Below are 14,472 nucleotides of genomic sequence, written 5' to 3' on the forward strand. Positions count from 1 at the left end.
TGATCTGCCGCAAGCCCGCCGTTCAGACCGGCGGCGGGCGGTGCCGGCGCAGGCGGCTGAAGCGGCGGAAGAGGCCGCGCTTGGCGACCGCCTCGAACATCTCCTCCGGCCCTTCCGGGTCCAGCACCTCATGATCCGCCAGCCAGGCCTCCACGGCGCTGAGGTCCGGCGTCTCATAGGCCACCAGGGTGCGGCCCGGGCGGCGCAGCGCCTCGATGGTGCCGATCAGCGACCCGGTACGCGCCAGCGTTGCTGCCACCTTCTCCGGCGTGCAACCCAGATGTTCGGCCAGCAGCCGGTCGCGCATGGCCGCGATGGCGGGGCGCAGCGTCGCATTGGCGGGCAGCGCGGCATCGATCACCACGTCGCATTCCGTGTCCAACCGCATCGAGCGGTTGTTGAAGTTGGAGGAGCCGACGCGCAGCACCTGGTCGTCGATGATCAGGATCTTGGCGTGCACATAGATCGGCTGACCGCCCTCCGTCACCGGATGGTAGATGCGGAAGCGGCCACGGGTGTCGATGCGGCGCAGTGCCTCCCGCAGCCTGGCGCGGGCCGAATCCATGGCGATGGGCTCCAGCCATCCCTGGGCCGAATCCGGGTTCACCAGGACGATCTCCGGCCCGTCCTTCTCCTCCAGCCGTCGGGCGATGGCCTCGGCGATGCGGCGGGAGGCGAAGTACTGGCTCTCGGCATAGATCATACGCCGGGCGCTGCCGATCAGGTCCAGGTACAGCCGTTCGATCTCATGCACGGCCGGACAGTCGGGCATCTCCGGCCGGCTTCGGGCGATGCCGACATCGATCTCGCGCAGTTGCACCGGCAGATCCTCCGGCCAGGCATTGGCCCCGGCCTGGACGGGCGCCAGACGTTTGCCGCGCGCCTGATGCCAACGGTCCCGCGCCAGTTCCCCCAATGCCGCCGCCGCCGGGCCGTCCAGCGCCGTGGTGGCGTCGTGCCAGGGCTTGTAGGGGGTGCCGCCGGGCGAGCTGCGGCGCGGTTCCGTATCCGCGTGGTCCGGCGTATCCCAGCGCTCCGCCGTCATGTCGATGCCGCCGCAGAAGGCCAGCGCGTCGTCGATCACCGCGATCTTCTGGTGATGGGAGGCGGCGGGCGGGTGCCGGCTGTCCAGCCGCGCTGTGATGCGCGGATGCGCCTTCCAACGCAGCAAGGTGAGGATGGTGGAGCCGCGAAACAGCGCCTTCAGCGCGCCGAGGTCCCAGTGCAGCAGGAAGATCTCCAGCCCTGGCCGGCGCTTGACCAGCCAGAGGATGAAATCGCCGAGCCGGCTCGGGGCATCCGTCGAATCCCCGCCCGGGATCAGCTCGATCCGGGCGTCGAAATCCCAGCCGATCAGCATGATGCGGTGCTCGGCTCGTAACATGGCCGCCCGGGCAGCGCGGAAATAGTCGGCCGCGTCGACGATGACGGTCGCGCGATGGGCGCGTTCGATGCGCCAGCAGTTCACGCCGGGCTGCAATAGGCTGGTCACGCCATCGGAGCTGGGCGATGGACGGGATGTTGGCTCGGCCTGCATCGACTCCCCTGCCGCGATGCGCCGCTGGGTTGCGGGCGGTGGTTTGGAACGGTGGCGGCGACAATCAATCGATGCCACCTCGTCGCGTTGCAGCGCAGCGGAGGGGTGAAGGTTCCCGTGTCGGTTACGTTAAGGAATGCCTTCCGGCCCGCCTCCAGAGTCTGGGAAGGCGGAGCCGACCCCCTGTGGATAAATCTGTGGGTTGACAGTGCCCGATGGCAGGACTCTCCGCGCCACTGCTGCCACGGCCTGTCCCTTTCCTGTTCCAAGTCATTGAAAGAACGTCAATGAGCTTCCGATCGCATTCCGATAAGTAATTGAAAAATATGCCTTTTCCGACTTCGCCATTTGACGCCCAGACTTGGCTTGGTTGCCAGGCGAGGCGCTATGTAACGCGGCGGGAACCGGCAGCGGATCGGTGGATTAAATGGTGTAGCGCCGCGCAAAGTGACCGAAATGGCGGCAGCACCGCTCAATCCGAAGTCGTATCGGGCAGGGCGGGCAGCAGGGCCGCGATGCGCGCCAGGCCACGATCCCGCACCCCCATCGCCGCCAGATGGTGCAGGGTGTTCAGCAGATAGTCCCGGTTGGCGCCCATCCGCCCGATGCCTTGGCCGATCGCGCGCGCCGCGGCGGCTTCCGGCAGGCCGCGCACGTAAAGCCGGCAATCACGATTGGCCACATAGGTCACCGCCGGCACCACGGGCCGGCCCGGCTGGTCCAACAACCGCACCGGCAGCACCCGGCGGTGATAGACCACCTCCGCCCCATCCGGCAGTTCCCGCTCATCCAGATAGCGCAGCACCTCCGCCGCAGCAGCGCCGGGCACGCGAAACGCCACGCCGCGGCAGGCGCCGCCTCGGTCCAGCCCCAGCACCAGGCCCGGTGCCTCCGGCGTGCCCCGATAGTGGTGCGACCACAGGCAGAAGCGGCGATGAAAGCCCGGCAGCAGCGCGGGGTGGCTGCCCGCATGGTCAAAGCCTGGCCGCCAGATCAACGAGCCATAGCCGAAGACCCACAGCGCGCCGTCATGCAGCGGCGGCGGAAGGGGATCGGTCTGGGGAATGGGAGGGGGTGCCTGCACGGGGAGTTCGCTTCGCGCTATAGCCCTCCCCATCATGGACATGAAGCCCCCGGCCGCCCCACCGCGCCGCCGCCCGCTCGGCCCGCGCCTTGCCATCGGCCTGGTGCTGGTGCTGCTCGCCCTCGGCGCCGGCCACGCCGTTCTCTGGCGGATCATGGCCAGCCAGTTGCAGGACGGGCTGGCCACCTGGGTGCAGATCCGCCGCGCCCAGGGCTGGCGGGTGGACCACGCCGCCCCGCAACGCGGCGGCTGGCCTTTCTCCGCCACGCTCACTTTGGGCGCCGTACGGCTGGAGGGCGGCACCGCCACCCTGCCCGGCGGCCTGGTGCTGGAGGCGGAGCGGGTGGTGCTGCGGGTGACCCTGCCCTGGCTGCACCGCCTGCGGGTGGAGATGCCGGGGGCGCAACGCCTGCGCATTGCCGGCGGCGAATGGCGCTTCGCGGCGGATGAGCTTGTGGCCCTGGTGCCCCTGGAACGCGACACCCCGCCGCGGGAGGCCCTGCTGCTGGCCGAGCGGCTGCGGCTTTCCACCCCCACCGGCCCGATGGAGGTGGCACGCGCCAACCTCGCCCTCGCCAGTTCCTCCACAGCGACGGAGGGCGAGCCGGCGCTGGAATTCTCGCTGGTGGCGGAGGGCGTGGACCTGCCCATGCCGCCCAATGCCCCCGGCCCCTTCGGCCGCCGCATGGAGAGCTTCGCCGCCGATGCCGCGCTCAGCGGGCCGGTTCCCGGCGGCCGCGTGCCGGCGCAGCGGGCGGCGGCCTGGCGCGATGGCGGCGGTGCGCTGGAGTTGCGCAGCCTGTCGGTGCGCTGGGGTCCGGCCGAGCTGCATGCCGCGGCGACGCTGGCGCTGGATGAGGGGTTGCAGCCGACCGGCGCCGGCTCCCTGCGCCTGACCGGGGCGGGGGAGGCCTTGCAGGCGCTGTCCGATGCCGGGCTGGTCGGCCGCCGCGCCGCCGGCACCGCGCGCATCATGCTGCCGCTGATGTCCCGGCCCACCGCCGGCGGCGCGACGGAAATCGAGGTGCCCGTGACGGTCGAGGACCGCACCTTGGCGGTCGCGCGAATCCCGGTGATGCGCTTCGCCCCGCTGGACTGGCCGAGCGTCCAGGCAGGGCCATAGGTCCTGGTCATGCGGATATCAGCGGCCAGGGCTTTCCAACCCTCTCGCGGGGCGGGCGGGGCTTGTGGTAATCGGTCCCCGGCGTCTCCGTAGCTCAGCCGGATAGAGCACCAGATTCCTAATCTGGGGGCCATGGGTTCGAATCCCGTCGGGGACACCACTTTTTCAAAGACTTACATATTCTCGCGGCCTCGCCCCTCCGTGGCTCAGGCCGCCAGGCTCCGCATTTCCCGGATCAGGTCGGACTTACCCTCGAAGCCGATTCCCGGCAGCTCCGGCATGGTGATGTGCCCAGCTTCAACCCGCACGCCATCGGGGAAGCCGCCATAGGGTTGGAACAGGTCGGGGTAGGATTCATTGCCCCCCAGTCCCAGCCCCGCCGCGATGTTCAGCGACATCTGATGGCCGCCATGCGGGATGCAGCGGCGCCAGGACCAGCCATGGGCCTTCAGCATCTCCAGCGTGCGCAGATACTCCACCAGGCCGTAGCTCAGCGCGCAGTCGAATTGCAGCCAGTCGCGATCGGGCCGCATACCGCCATAGCGGATCAGGTTGCGCGCATCCTGCATGGAGAACAGGTTCTCGCCCGTCGCCATCGGGCCGGGATAATGCTCGGCCAGCCGGGCCTGCAACTCGTAGTCCAGCGGATCGCCGGCTTCCTCGTACCAGAACAGGTCATAGGCGCGCAGCGCCTTGGCATAGGCGATGGCGGTCTCCAGGTCGAAGCGCCCATTCGCATCCACCGCCAGCCGGCAGCCGGCGGGCAGCAGGCGCAGCACGGTCTCGATGCGGGTCAGGTCCTGGTCCAGCGGCGCGCCGCCGATCTTCATCTTCACCACGGTGTAGCCGCGGTCGAGGTAGCTGCGCATCTCATCCGCCAGGCCCTGCAAGCCCTTGCCGGGGTAGTAGTAGCCGCCCGCGGCATAGACGAAGACCGTCGGATCGGCCTGCACCCCGGCACGCTCCGCCAGCAGGCGGAACAGCGGCTTGCCGGCGATCTTGGCGACCGCGTCCCAGACCGCCATGTCGATGGTGCCCATGGCGACGGAGCGTTCGCCATGCCCGCCCGGCTTTTCGTTGGTGAACATCGCCGCCCAGACCTTGTGCGGGTCGATATTGGTGCCCGCCGCATCGAGAAGGCTGTCCGGATCGGCGGCCAGCACCCGTGGCGCGAAGCGTTCGCGAATCAGCCCGCCCTGGCCGTAGCGGCCGTTGGAATTGAAGCCGTAGCCGATCACCGGCCGGCCATCCCGGATGACATCCGTCACCACCGCCACCAGGCTCAGCGTCATCTTCGAGAAGTCGATGAAGGCATTGGCGATGGGCGAGGCGATCGGAGCGGTCCGTTCGCGGATTTCGACGATGCGCATGGGCACTCCTGCATGGCGGGGTTAGGGAGGTGATAGGCCCGGCGGCAGACATCTCTGGAATGGCCATTTTTCTCGCAAGCCGTTCCATCTAGAGATGGCTTATCCACCGCCCGTAGGCCCCCCGCATGCGCCATTTCGACCCGGTCTCGCTCCGCCTCTTCGTCGCCGTCTGTGAGGAGGGCAACATCGCCGCCGCCGCGCAGCGCGAGGCCATCGTGCCCTCCGCCGTCAGCAAGCGCATCGCGCAGATGGAGGAGGAGGCCGGCGTCCGGCTGCTGGACCGCGGGCGGCGCGGCGTGACGGTGACCGCGGCGGGGGAGGCGCTGTGGCGCTACGCCCGGGAATCCCTGCAGATGCTCGACCGCATCCGGTCGGAGCTCGGCGCCTTCGCCCAGGGCGTGCAGGGCCAGGTCCGGGTCTTCGGCAGCAAATCGGCGGTGGCGCAGTTCCTGCCCGTCGATATCGCGCACTTCGCTAAGGCGTATCGCGACGTGCGCGTCAGCCTGGAGGAGCGCGAGATCTGGGAGGTGATCCGCGGCGTGGAGGAAGGACGCGCGGATATCGGCATCTGCTGGGATGCGGTGGGGCTGCGCGACCTGCAAAGCCACCCCTACCACCGCGACCACCTGGCCTGCGTCGTGCCCCACGGCCATCCGCTGGCGGGACGCAAAACCGTGTCCTTCGCCGAAACGCTGGAGCATGAGCAGGTGGACATCCTGGCCCGCAGCATCATGCAGCAGATGCAGCGCGGCGCGGCGGCCGCGGCCGGCAGGCCGATCCGCCACCGCATCCAGGTCTCCACCGTGGATGCAGCCTATCGCATCGTCGCCGCTGGCCTCGCCTTGGCCATCGTGCCGGGGGAGGAAGCGCGGGCGGTGCGACAGGCGCTGGGTCTGACGGTGATTCCGCTGAGCGACACCTGGGCGCAGCGGCAATTCGTCATCAGCACCCGCAAGCGGGGGCTTTCGCGCCCGGCAAGCCTGCTGGTCAACAGCCTGCGTGCCGCCGCCGGGGTTTCATTGGGCCAAAGCCGGGCGCTGGCCCGCCGCCGTGCCGCGCAGCCAGACCCCGGCGACCAGCCATAGCACCAGCGCGGCCGTGGCGATGGCGCCCAGCGCCAGGAAGGCGAAGCCGAAGCCCATATGCTGCGCCACATAACCGCCCAGGCCGTTGCTCAGCGAGGCGCCGATGGCCTGCGCCGTCAGCACCGCGGCCAGACCGGCATTGGCGCGGCCCGTGCCGTCCAGCAGCCGCGCCACCAGCCCCGGCACGGCAACGCCCATCATGCCGGCGCCGACGCCATCCAGGATCTGCACCGGCACCAGCACAGCAGGGTCGGTGACCAGCCCGGCGATCAGCCCGCGCAGCGGCAGCGCCGCCAAAGCGATGACGAAGACGATCCAGTAGCCGCGTCGCTGCGCCAGCCAGGCGGCGAACAGCGCCATGACGATCATGGTGCCCTGGGCGATCACCACCGTCGCGGCGGTATAGGCGGCGCCATCGCCGGCCGTGCCACGCGCCACCATCGCCTGGCCCAGCAGCGGCAGCATCGCCGCATTGGCCAGGTGAAACAGCAGCACCGTGGCCCCCAGCACCAGCAGCGGCGGGGAGCCGCGCAGCACCGCCAGCAGGCCCTTGGGAGGGGCCTCCCCGGCCACGGCGCCGCGCGCGGCGTCATGGTCGATGTCGCGGCCGCGAATGGTGGCGACGGCCAGGATCGCGCCGAAGGCCATCAACCCCATCAGCAGGAACACCGCGCCAATCCCGTAGCGATAGCCCAGCAGCCCGGCCAGCAGCGCGGAGGCTGCCGTGCCGGTATGGCGGAAAGCGGCATTGCGGCCGAGCTGGCGCGCATAGCCGGCCTGCCCCACCAGACCCAGAGTGATGGCGGCGATCAGCGGCGTGATCGCGGCCCCGGCCACCGCCGTCAGCACCTGCGCCCCGGCGGTGACGCCAAAGGACGGCGCCAGCCAGTTGGCGGCGCAGGCCAAGGTGATGACGGAGGCGGCCAGGGCCAGCAGCAGCCGGCGCGCCCGCGCCGCATCGGCCAGCAGGCCGAGCGGCGTTGTCGCCACCATCGCCACCAGCCCGGCGACGCTGGCGACCAGCCCGATAGCGGCCGGGCCCCAGCCATTCTGCAAAAGGAAGATGCCGAGGAAGGGGCCGAGGCCGTCCCGTACATCGGCCATGAAGAAGTTCAGCGCGCCAAGCGCGACCAGGGACTGGTTCATTGAGGGGAGGAATCCTGTGCGAGCTGCCTTGCAACGGCGCCGAACCGCCGCGGTTCGCCTGAATCCGAAATGTTTTGCCGTCACCGGGGCGACTTGAAGCGCCTGACGCCCGATCGCATGATGCGGACAACGAATTCCGAGGAAATGTCATGACAAGCCGCCTGTTCGGCCGCCGCAGCCTGCTGGCCGTCGCCGCTGGCCTGCCCACGCTGGGCGCCTTCCCCGCTTTCGCCGCCTGGCCCGATCGGCCGATCCGCGTCATCGTGCCCTTCGCCGCCGGCGGCAATGCGGACACCATCGCCCGACTCATGCAGCCGCTGCTGCAAGCCCGGCTCGGCCAGCCGGTGGTGGTGGAGAACCGCCCGGGCGCGGGTGGCAGCGTCGGCGCCCAGGCGGTGGCACGCGCCCAAGCCGATGGCTACACGCTACTGGTCGGCTCCAACGGCCCGCTGAGCGTCAATCCAGTCGTGCAGGCGCGGCTGCCCTATGACGCGGCCAAGGATTTCGCGCCGGTCGGCATGGCGATGCAGGTGCCGCATTGCCTCGTCGTGCAGCCGTCCTCGCCCTATCGCGGCGTGGCCGATGTGGTTGCCGCTTCGCGCGCGCAGCCGGATGCGTTGGGGGTGGGCACCGCTGGCGTGGCCAGCGCCACGCATCTGTCGCTGGAAGCCTTCATCGCCGCCAGCGGCGCCAGACTGCTGCATGTGCCCTATCGCGGCGGCGGGGCCGCGGTGCCGGATTTCCTCGCCGGCAATATCCCGCTGCTCTTCACGGAATTCTCCACCGCCCTGCCGCTGCACCGCGCCGGCCAGGCACGCATCGTCGCCGTCGCCTCCACCGCGCGGCTGGCCGCGCTGCCGGATGTGCCGACCATGGCGGAGCAGGGCGTGGCGAATTTCACCGCCGGTTCCTATGTCGGTCTGCTGGCGACCGCCGGCACGCCGGCCGAGGCGATGAATCGGCTCGGCGCCGCGATGGCGGAGATCGTGCGCCTGCCCGATTTCCAGGAACGGATGACTGGCATGGGCGGCGAGACCGCGGCCGGCGCCCTGGCCACGCCGGAAGGCTTCGCGACCTATATCGCGCAGGACCTTGAACGGTCCCGCATCGCCGCACAGGCGGCGAATATCACCGCGCAATAGGTCCGGCGCGGCGCAGGGCTTCCCGCCGCAGCGCCGCGCAAACCTCCTGCAGGGCCAGCACCAGGCCGTCGCGCCGCCGCTCCACCTCCGCCGCAGTGGTGCCCAGGCCGATGGCCAGCGGTGGGTGGTCCGCCAGCGGCGGCAACGGCATGGCCAGCACGTTCTGGCCGGGCACCACGGCACCGCCGCTTTCCAGCCAGCCGCATTGCCGCGCCGCGCGAAGGTCCGCCATCACGGCTGCCACATCGACACGGCGGTCGGGGTCCTGCTCCTCCGCATTGGCGCGGCGCAGGATGCGTTGGGCCTCGGCCTCCGGCTTCAGCATCAGCAGCGCCTTGCCCACCGCGGCACGGCCGATGGCGCGCGTCATGCCGGCGCGCATGTTCTGGCCGGCGGCGGGGCGGCGCAGGGTCAGGATGTAGCGCACGCGGGCGCCGGCCTGCATGCCGATCAGCACCGTCACCTCATGCCGCGCGCGCAGCCGCTCCATCCGCCGCAGCAGGCTGCCCTCCCCCAGCAGCCGGTCCTGCATCCAGCCGCCCAGCAGCATCACCCGCAAGGTGGGGCGATAGGCGCGACTGTCCGAATCCTGTTCCAGGTAGCCGAGCCGCGCCAGGTCAGCGAGCAGGATGGAGGTGCTGGATTGCGGATAGCCGAGGTCGCGCGCCACCTCCGCCACCGTGGCCGCGCGATGGGTGCCGGCGAACAGCTCCAGCACCTCCAGCGTCCGCTGCGCGGATTTCACGAAGCCCTGGCGTGGCACGTCCACCTCCCGCGAACATCACATATGCGATGCACCACGCAGGGCCACGGGAGTCTAGACTGCGGCAAAACACACCGGAGGAAATCGGATGCCGAAGCTGCACCGCCGCGCCCTGCTGGCCGCCACCACGGGCCTGCTCGCCGCGCCCTTTGTCGCCCCGGGCCCGGCCCTCGCCGCCTGGCCGGACCGGCCGATCCGCATGATGATCCCCTATGGCGGCGGCGGGCAGACCGATGTGGTGGCACGCCTCGTCGCCGATGCGATGAGCCGCAACCTCGGCCAGCCGGTGACGCCGGACAACCGCCCGGGCGCGGCCGGCGTGGTGGCGGCGGAGGCCGTGGTGCGGTCGCCGGCCGATGGCTACACGATCCTGGTCGGCACGCGGAACACCCAGGCGATCAACGAGGCGCTGCGCCCCACCATGCCCTTTGCCCATGCGCGGGACCTGGTGACCATCGGCCTCTATGCCACCACGCCGAACATCCTGCTGATCCATTCCGGCGTGCCGGCCACCAACCTGGCCGAGTTCATCGCCTATGCCCGCGCCAATCCGGGCAAGCTGAATTACGCCTCCTCCGGCATCGGCGCGACGACGCATCTCTCGGTGGAGCTGCTCTGCGAGAAGGCGGGGCTGGAGATGATCCACGTGCCCTACCGGCAGAGCACACAGGGCATGACGGATCTGCTGGCCGGCCGCGTGCAGGCACGCCTGCTGGGGCTACCGGAGGCCGAGCCGGTGAAGGACGATGCCAGGGTCCGCGCCCTCGGCGTCACCAGCCCGCAACGCTCCCCCAACTGGCCCGACGTGCCCGCGATCGGGGAGGTCGTGCAGGGCTATGAGGCGCTGAACCTGTTCGGCCTGATGGCCCATGCGCAAACGCCGCCCGAGGTGGTGCTGCGGCTGAACCGGTCGCTGAACGCGGCGCTGGCGACACCGGAGCTGCGCGAGGCCTTCGCGCGGGTGGGCGCCGACCCGGCCCCTGCCAACACACCCGAACAGGCGGAGGATCTGGCGGTGGCCCAGTCCAATCTCTGGGTGCCGATGATCCGCCGCCTGAACCTCTCGGCCCAGTGAGCATGAGCGACGACGTCACACGGGCGATGCCCGAGCTGCGGTCCTGGATCGGCCGGTCCCGCGTGGTGGAGGAGGAGATCGCCCTGCCCGCCGTGCGGCGCATCGCCGGCATGCTGGACCTGGACCCGGACAGCTTCCGCCAGGGCAGCGAATTGCCGCCGCATTGGTTCGGCATGTTCTTCGCCGATGTCGCGCGGCAGAGCGAGATCGGGCCGGATGGCCACCCCCGCAAGGGTGCCTTCCTGCCACCCATTCCCCTGCCCCGCCGCATGGGCGCCGGTCGCCGCACCCGCATCCACGGCGCGCTGCAAGTGGGCGACGCGGCGCGCAAGATCATCGAGGTGGCGGCGATCGAACCGAAACAGGCGCGCACCGGCCAGATCGTCGTGCTGACCATGCGCCAGACCATCGAGGCACGCGGCCAGACCCTGGCGGTGGACGAGTTCGACGCGGTCTATCGGGAAGCGGTGCCGCCCGGCGCCAAAAGCACGGTGACGCCGCCGGTGCCGGCGCCGGAGGGCGCGGCCTGGTCGGATGCCATGCTGCTCGATCCCGTGCTGGTCTTCCGCTACTCCGCCGTCACCTGGAACAGCCACCGCATCCATTACGACGCGGATTACGCCCGTGAGGCGGAGGGCTATCCCGCCACGGTGCAGAATGGCGGGCTGACCATGCATCTGATCGTCGATGCCGCGCTGAAGCGCGCCCCCGGCCCACTGCGCGGCTATACCGCGCGGCTGCGGCGGCCGCTGTTTGTCGGGCAGACCGTGACATTAGCCGGCGCGGCGCCGGTAAATGGCAAGATGGCGGCCTGGGCCGCGGCGCCGGACGGCACGCTGGCGGCGGAGATGGAACTGGATTTCGGCGCATGAGCGGCGGTCCGCTTTCCGGCATCCGCGTGGTCGACCTGACCTCCGTCGTGGTCGGCCCCATCTGCTCCCGCACACTGGCCGACCAGGGGGCGGAGGTCATCAAGGTTGAGGCGCCGGGCGGCGGCGACCTGCTGCGCACCATGGCGCAGGGCAGCCGCCATGCCGGCATGTCCGGCAAGTTCATGCAGTTCAACCGCAACAAGCGGTCCCTGGCGCTGGATATCAAGCATCCCGAAGGCCAGGCGGCGTTGCTGGCGCTGATCCGCACCGCAGATGTCTTCGTCAGCAATATCCGCCCCAACGCGCTAGACCGCGCAGGGCTGGGGTGGGAGGCGCTGCGGGCCGAGAACCCGCGTTTGATCCATTGCTCCATCCTCGCCTTCGGCCGTGGCGGCCCCTATTTCAACCGCCCGGCCTACGACCCGATCATCCAGAGCCTGTCCGGCGTCGCCGGCACCTTCCACCGCGCCAATGGCGAGCCGCGCTTCGTGCCGATGGTGATGACGGACCACATCACCGGGCTGATCGCCGCGCAATGCATCGGCTTCGCCCTGTACCGCCGCGAACGCAGCGGGGTGGGGGAGGCGGTGGAAGTGCCGATGTTCGAGAACATGGCCTCCTTCGTCATGAGCGAGCATCTCGGCGCTGGCACCTTCGACCCGCCGGTGGGGCCGCTGGGCGATGCACGGCTGCTGAGCCCCGATTACCGGCCCGTGGCCACGAAGGACGGCTACATCACGGTGGGTCCGAACACCAATGCCCAGGCCTTCGCATTCTTCGACGCCATCGGCCGGCCGGAGCTGAAGGCCGATCCACGGTTTCTCTCCGCCGCCGCGCGCACGGCCAATGCCGCCGAATATCTGAAGGTCCGCGCCGGCGCGATGGCCCAAAGGACCACCGCCGAATGGCTGGCGATCCTGGGCGCGGCGGATGTGCCGGCGGCGGCCTATAACAGCCTGGACGACCTGCTGACCGACCCGCATCTGACCGCCACCGGCTTCTTTGCGCCGGAGGATCACCCGAGCGAGGGCCGCATCCGCCGCACCGCCACGCCGAACCGTTTTGGCGGCGGCATGCGGGAGGATCCGCTGCCGGCGCCGCGCCTCGGCGGGGATTCCCGCGCCGTGCTGCGCGAGCTTGGCCTCGACGACACCACGATCACGCGCCTGGTGGCGGCCGGCATCGTCACGACACCGGAGGATGCGGCATGACCGACCACCCCGCCCGCTGGCGCTCCCTGCTGTTCGTGCCCGTGCTGGCCGAGCGCTTCGTCGCCAAGGCGCATATGCGCGGCGCCGATGTCATCATCCTCGACCTGGAGGATTCGATCCTGCCGGCGCGCAAGGCGGAAGCGCGCGAAGCGCTGGCGGCCGTGGCGGCGCAGGTGGGCCAGGCGGGCGCCACCATCTGCGTCCGCATCAACCGGCCGCTGGAACTGGCGGTGCCGGATATCGAGGCCGCCATCGCCGCCGGCGCCACCGCACTGATGTTGCCCAAGGTGATGGGGCCGGAGCATGTGCGGCTGCTGGCCGAACTGGCCGAGGCCGCCGAGGCCCGGCACGGCCGCGCACCCACCCGCTTCCTCGCCATCGTCGAGACGGCCGAGGCCCTGCCCCGCCTGCCCGACATCGCCCGCGCTGATCGGCGCGTGGTGGCGCTCGGCGTGGGCGGGGAGGATCTGGCGACGGAGATGGAAGCGGTGCCCTCCGCCGACAGCCTCTACGTGCCGGCGATGATGGCGCTGATCGCGGCGCGGGGGGCGGGGATCATCCCCATGGGCTCGCTGGGCGCCTTCGCGGCCTTCGACAATCCGGAGGGCTACCGCACCGCGCTGCGCCGGTCCCGCGCGCTCGGCTTCGGCTGCGCCGCCTGCATCCACCCCGCGCAGGTGCCGGTGATCAACGAGATCTACGGGCCGAGCGAGGCGGAGGTGGACCGTGCCCGTTGCCTGATCGCGACCTTCGAGGCGGCGGTGGCCGCCGGCCAGGGCGCGGTGGCCTTCGAAGGCGCGATGATCGATCTGCCGGTGGTGGATCGCGCGAAACGGCTGCTGGCTCGCGCGCGGTAATCACTCGCGCGAAAGCCAGCGCAGCAGCGCGAAGCCGGCCAGGGTGACCAGGGCCAGATGGCCAAAGGCCAGGGCCCAGGCACCGGGCGCCTCCGGCCCCACCCAGTCCAGCGCCAGGCCGACGCCGAGCGGCCCCAGGAAGCCGCCGGCATAGCCGCACATGCTGTGCAGCCCCATCGTCGCGCCGCGCAGGCCGAGCGCTGCCGCCTGCACCGTGCCTGCGGTCAGCGCCGAGCTGTCCAGGTAGATCGCGGCGTTCCAGGCCAGCACGCAAGCCACCGCCAGCGGCGCGGAGACCAAAGCGGAGAGGCCAGTGAGCAGGGAGATCAGCGCCGCCGCGCCCATCGCCGCGGCCACCACGCGGCCGCGCCCAAAGCGCTGCGCCGTTTCATTGCCGAGGATGGATACGGCGATGCCGAGCAGACCGGCCGCCGTGAACAGCACATTGGGCCCCGGCAGCCAGTCCGGCGCGCCTTGCCGGGCGATAACCAGCGCCAGGAAGGTCACCGCCCAGGCGCGCAGCGCGGCGAGTTCCCAGGTGTGCACCGTGTAGCCGGCGATCCAGGCCATGGCCGCGCGATTGCGCAGCACCGGCCGGAAATCCAGCAACGCGCCGGGGCGGCGGGCGGGCCGGGCATTCGGCAGAACGGCCACGCCGATGCCGAAGGCCGCCAGCGCCGCGACGCCACCGAACAGGAAAGCGGCCTCCGGCCCCGCCAGCGCATCCAGCGTCCCCGCGACGAGGAACGATGCCGCGCCGGCGATGCCCACCCCGGCCGCGTGCCAGGATACCGCCCGTGACTGCGCCGCCCCTTCCAGCCGATCCGCCAGCGCCTTCAGCCCCGGCATGTAGCAGCCGGCCCAGCCGATGCCGGCCAGCGCCCGCAAGGCCAGGGCCGACCAGAAGCCTTCCGCCAGCAAGGCGAAACCGAGATGAGACAGCGCCGTGCAGGCGGTGCCGAGCAGGTAGATGCGCCGCGCCGGCAACCTGTCCGTCAGCGCCACCAGCAGCGGCACGGCAGCGACATAGGCGGCGAAGAAGGCACCGATGAGCCAGCCCGCCTCGGTCGCGGAAAGCTGCCACCGGGCCATGTAGCCCGGCAGCAGCGCCGGCAGGGTGAAGGCGCCGATCTGCGCCAGCACCTGGGCCACCACGATGGCGGCGACGAAGCGGGATGTGTCCATTCCCGCCAGTGTAACGACCCCC

The 14,472-nt window shown here is 70.8% G+C and carries 13 protein-coding genes and 1 tRNA gene; 8 read left to right on the forward strand and 6 right to left on the reverse strand.

Annotated elements, in window-relative coordinates:
• Positions 1 to 22: 22 nt before the first annotated feature.
• Positions 23 to 1,492: a phospholipase D-like domain-containing protein gene (locus ACVFYP_RS23140; protein ID WP_499202593.1), complete on the reverse strand. Its 1,470-nt coding sequence runs from the start codon at positions 1,490 to 1,492 to the stop codon at positions 23 to 25.
• Positions 1,493 to 2,009: 517 nt separating this feature from the next.
• Positions 2,010 to 2,621: a gamma-glutamylcyclotransferase gene (locus ACVFYP_RS23145; RefSeq protein ID WP_499202594.1), complete on the reverse strand. Its 612-nt coding sequence runs from the start codon at positions 2,619 to 2,621 to the stop codon at positions 2,010 to 2,012.
• A gap of 34 nt (positions 2,622 to 2,655) precedes the next feature.
• Here ACVFYP_RS23145 and ACVFYP_RS23150 point away from each other — a divergent pair, with 34 nt between their 5' ends.
• Together ACVFYP_RS23150 and ACVFYP_RS23155 are read left to right on the forward strand one after the other, a co-directional pair.
• On the forward strand, positions 2,656 to 3,744 hold the full coding sequence (locus ACVFYP_RS23150; RefSeq protein WP_499202595.1) for a DUF2125 domain-containing protein: 1,089 nt from the start codon (positions 2,656 to 2,658) through the stop codon (positions 3,742 to 3,744).
• 83 nt (positions 3,745 to 3,827) lie between these two features.
• Positions 3,828 to 3,904: transfer RNA gene (locus tag ACVFYP_RS23155), tRNA-Arg, on the forward strand.
• 46 nt (positions 3,905 to 3,950) lie between these two features.
• Here the strand turns inward: ACVFYP_RS23155 and ACVFYP_RS23160 are convergent.
• A complete protein-coding gene (locus ACVFYP_RS23160) occupies positions 3,951 to 5,114 on the reverse strand; it encodes a mandelate racemase/muconate lactonizing enzyme family protein (protein ID WP_499202596.1) in 1,164 nt (387 codons plus the stop codon).
• A 125-nt stretch (positions 5,115 to 5,239) separates the two neighbouring features.
• Here ACVFYP_RS23160 and ACVFYP_RS23165 point away from each other — a divergent pair, with 125 nt between their 5' ends.
• Entirely contained in the window at positions 5,240 to 6,199 is a 960-nt protein-coding gene (locus ACVFYP_RS23165; protein WP_499202597.1) for a LysR family transcriptional regulator, read from the forward strand.
• Here ACVFYP_RS23165 and ACVFYP_RS23170 read toward each other — a convergent pair.
• Positions 6,131 to 7,345: an MFS transporter gene (locus tag ACVFYP_RS23170; protein WP_499202598.1), complete on the reverse strand. Its 1,215-nt coding sequence runs from the start codon at positions 7,343 to 7,345 to the stop codon at positions 6,131 to 6,133. The two genes, ACVFYP_RS23165 and ACVFYP_RS23170, sit on opposite strands and share 69 nt — an antisense overlap.
• A gap of 149 nt (positions 7,346 to 7,494) precedes the next feature.
• Between ACVFYP_RS23170 and ACVFYP_RS23175 the strand changes: the two genes are divergently transcribed.
• Positions 7,495 to 8,487 carry a Bug family tripartite tricarboxylate transporter substrate binding protein gene (locus tag ACVFYP_RS23175; RefSeq protein WP_499202599.1) on the forward strand — a complete coding sequence of 331 codons (993 nt, stop codon included), beginning with the start codon at positions 7,495 to 7,497 and terminating at the stop codon, positions 8,485 to 8,487.
• Here ACVFYP_RS23175 and ACVFYP_RS23180 read toward each other — a convergent pair.
• Positions 8,474 to 9,250, reverse strand: coding sequence for an IclR family transcriptional regulator (locus ACVFYP_RS23180; protein WP_499202600.1), 777 nt, complete (start codon positions 9,248 to 9,250; stop codon positions 8,474 to 8,476). The genes ACVFYP_RS23175 and ACVFYP_RS23180 overlap by 14 nt on opposite strands.
• A gap of 88 nt (positions 9,251 to 9,338) precedes the next feature.
• Here ACVFYP_RS23180 and ACVFYP_RS23185 point away from each other — a divergent pair, with 88 nt between their 5' ends.
• The 4 genes from ACVFYP_RS23185 to ACVFYP_RS23200 are packed head-to-tail and all read left to right on the forward strand — an operon-like array spanning position 9,339 to position 13,265.
• Entirely contained in the window at positions 9,339 to 10,325 is a 987-nt protein-coding gene (locus ACVFYP_RS23185; protein WP_499202601.1) for a Bug family tripartite tricarboxylate transporter substrate binding protein, read from the forward strand.
• 2 nt (positions 10,326 to 10,327) lie between these two features.
• Positions 10,328 to 11,197 (forward strand): HTD2 family dehydratase, encoded by an 870-nt coding sequence (locus tag ACVFYP_RS23190; RefSeq protein ID WP_499202602.1) that lies wholly within the window; start codon positions 10,328 to 10,330, stop codon positions 11,195 to 11,197.
• Positions 11,194 to 12,408 carry a CaiB/BaiF CoA transferase family protein gene (locus ACVFYP_RS23195; RefSeq protein ID WP_499202603.1) on the forward strand — a complete coding sequence of 405 codons (1,215 nt, stop codon included), beginning with the start codon at positions 11,194 to 11,196 and terminating at the stop codon, positions 12,406 to 12,408. The genes ACVFYP_RS23190 and ACVFYP_RS23195 overlap by 4 nt, the downstream gene beginning before the upstream one ends.
• Entirely contained in the window at positions 12,405 to 13,265 is an 861-nt protein-coding gene (locus tag ACVFYP_RS23200; RefSeq protein ID WP_499202604.1) for an HpcH/HpaI aldolase/citrate lyase family protein, read from the forward strand. Before ACVFYP_RS23195 ends, ACVFYP_RS23200 begins: the two co-directional genes overlap by 4 nt.
• Here ACVFYP_RS23200 and ACVFYP_RS23205 read toward each other — a convergent pair whose 3' ends face one another.
• Positions 13,266 to 14,450 (reverse strand): MFS transporter, encoded by a 1,185-nt coding sequence (locus tag ACVFYP_RS23205; RefSeq protein WP_499202605.1) that lies wholly within the window; start codon positions 14,448 to 14,450, stop codon positions 13,266 to 13,268.
• Between the last annotated feature and the right edge of the window lie 22 nt (positions 14,451 to 14,472).

The sequence above is a fragment of the Roseomonas sp. F4 genome (genome assembly GCF_053891155.1).

Excerpts from the sequence above, each read along its gene's own strand:
- ACVFYP_RS23150 (WP_499202595.1), top strand. The coding sequence starts at position 2,656 with ATGGACATGAAGCCCCCGGCCGCCCCACCGCGCCGCCGCCCGCTCGGC.
- ACVFYP_RS23160 (WP_499202596.1), bottom strand. The coding sequence starts at position 5,114 with ATGCGCATCGTCGAAATCCGCGAACGGACCGCTCCGATCGCCTCGCCC.
- ACVFYP_RS23165 (WP_499202597.1), top strand. The coding sequence starts at position 5,240 with ATGCGCCATTTCGACCCGGTCTCGCTCCGCCTCTTCGTCGCCGTCTGT.
- ACVFYP_RS23170 (WP_499202598.1), bottom strand. The coding sequence starts at position 7,345 with ATGAACCAGTCCCTGGTCGCGCTTGGCGCGCTGAACTTCTTCATGGCC.
- ACVFYP_RS23175 (WP_499202599.1), top strand. The coding sequence starts at position 7,495 with ATGACAAGCCGCCTGTTCGGCCGCCGCAGCCTGCTGGCCGTCGCCGCT.
- ACVFYP_RS23185 (WP_499202601.1), top strand. The coding sequence starts at position 9,339 with ATGCCGAAGCTGCACCGCCGCGCCCTGCTGGCCGCCACCACGGGCCTG.
- ACVFYP_RS23190 (WP_499202602.1), top strand. The coding sequence starts at position 10,328 with ATGAGCGACGACGTCACACGGGCGATGCCCGAGCTGCGGTCCTGGATC.
- ACVFYP_RS23195 (WP_499202603.1), top strand. The coding sequence starts at position 11,194 with ATGAGCGGCGGTCCGCTTTCCGGCATCCGCGTGGTCGACCTGACCTCC.
- ACVFYP_RS23200 (WP_499202604.1), top strand. The coding sequence starts at position 12,405 with ATGACCGACCACCCCGCCCGCTGGCGCTCCCTGCTGTTCGTGCCCGTG.
- ACVFYP_RS23205 (WP_499202605.1), bottom strand. The coding sequence starts at position 14,450 with ATGGACACATCCCGCTTCGTCGCCGCCATCGTGGTGGCCCAGGTGCTG.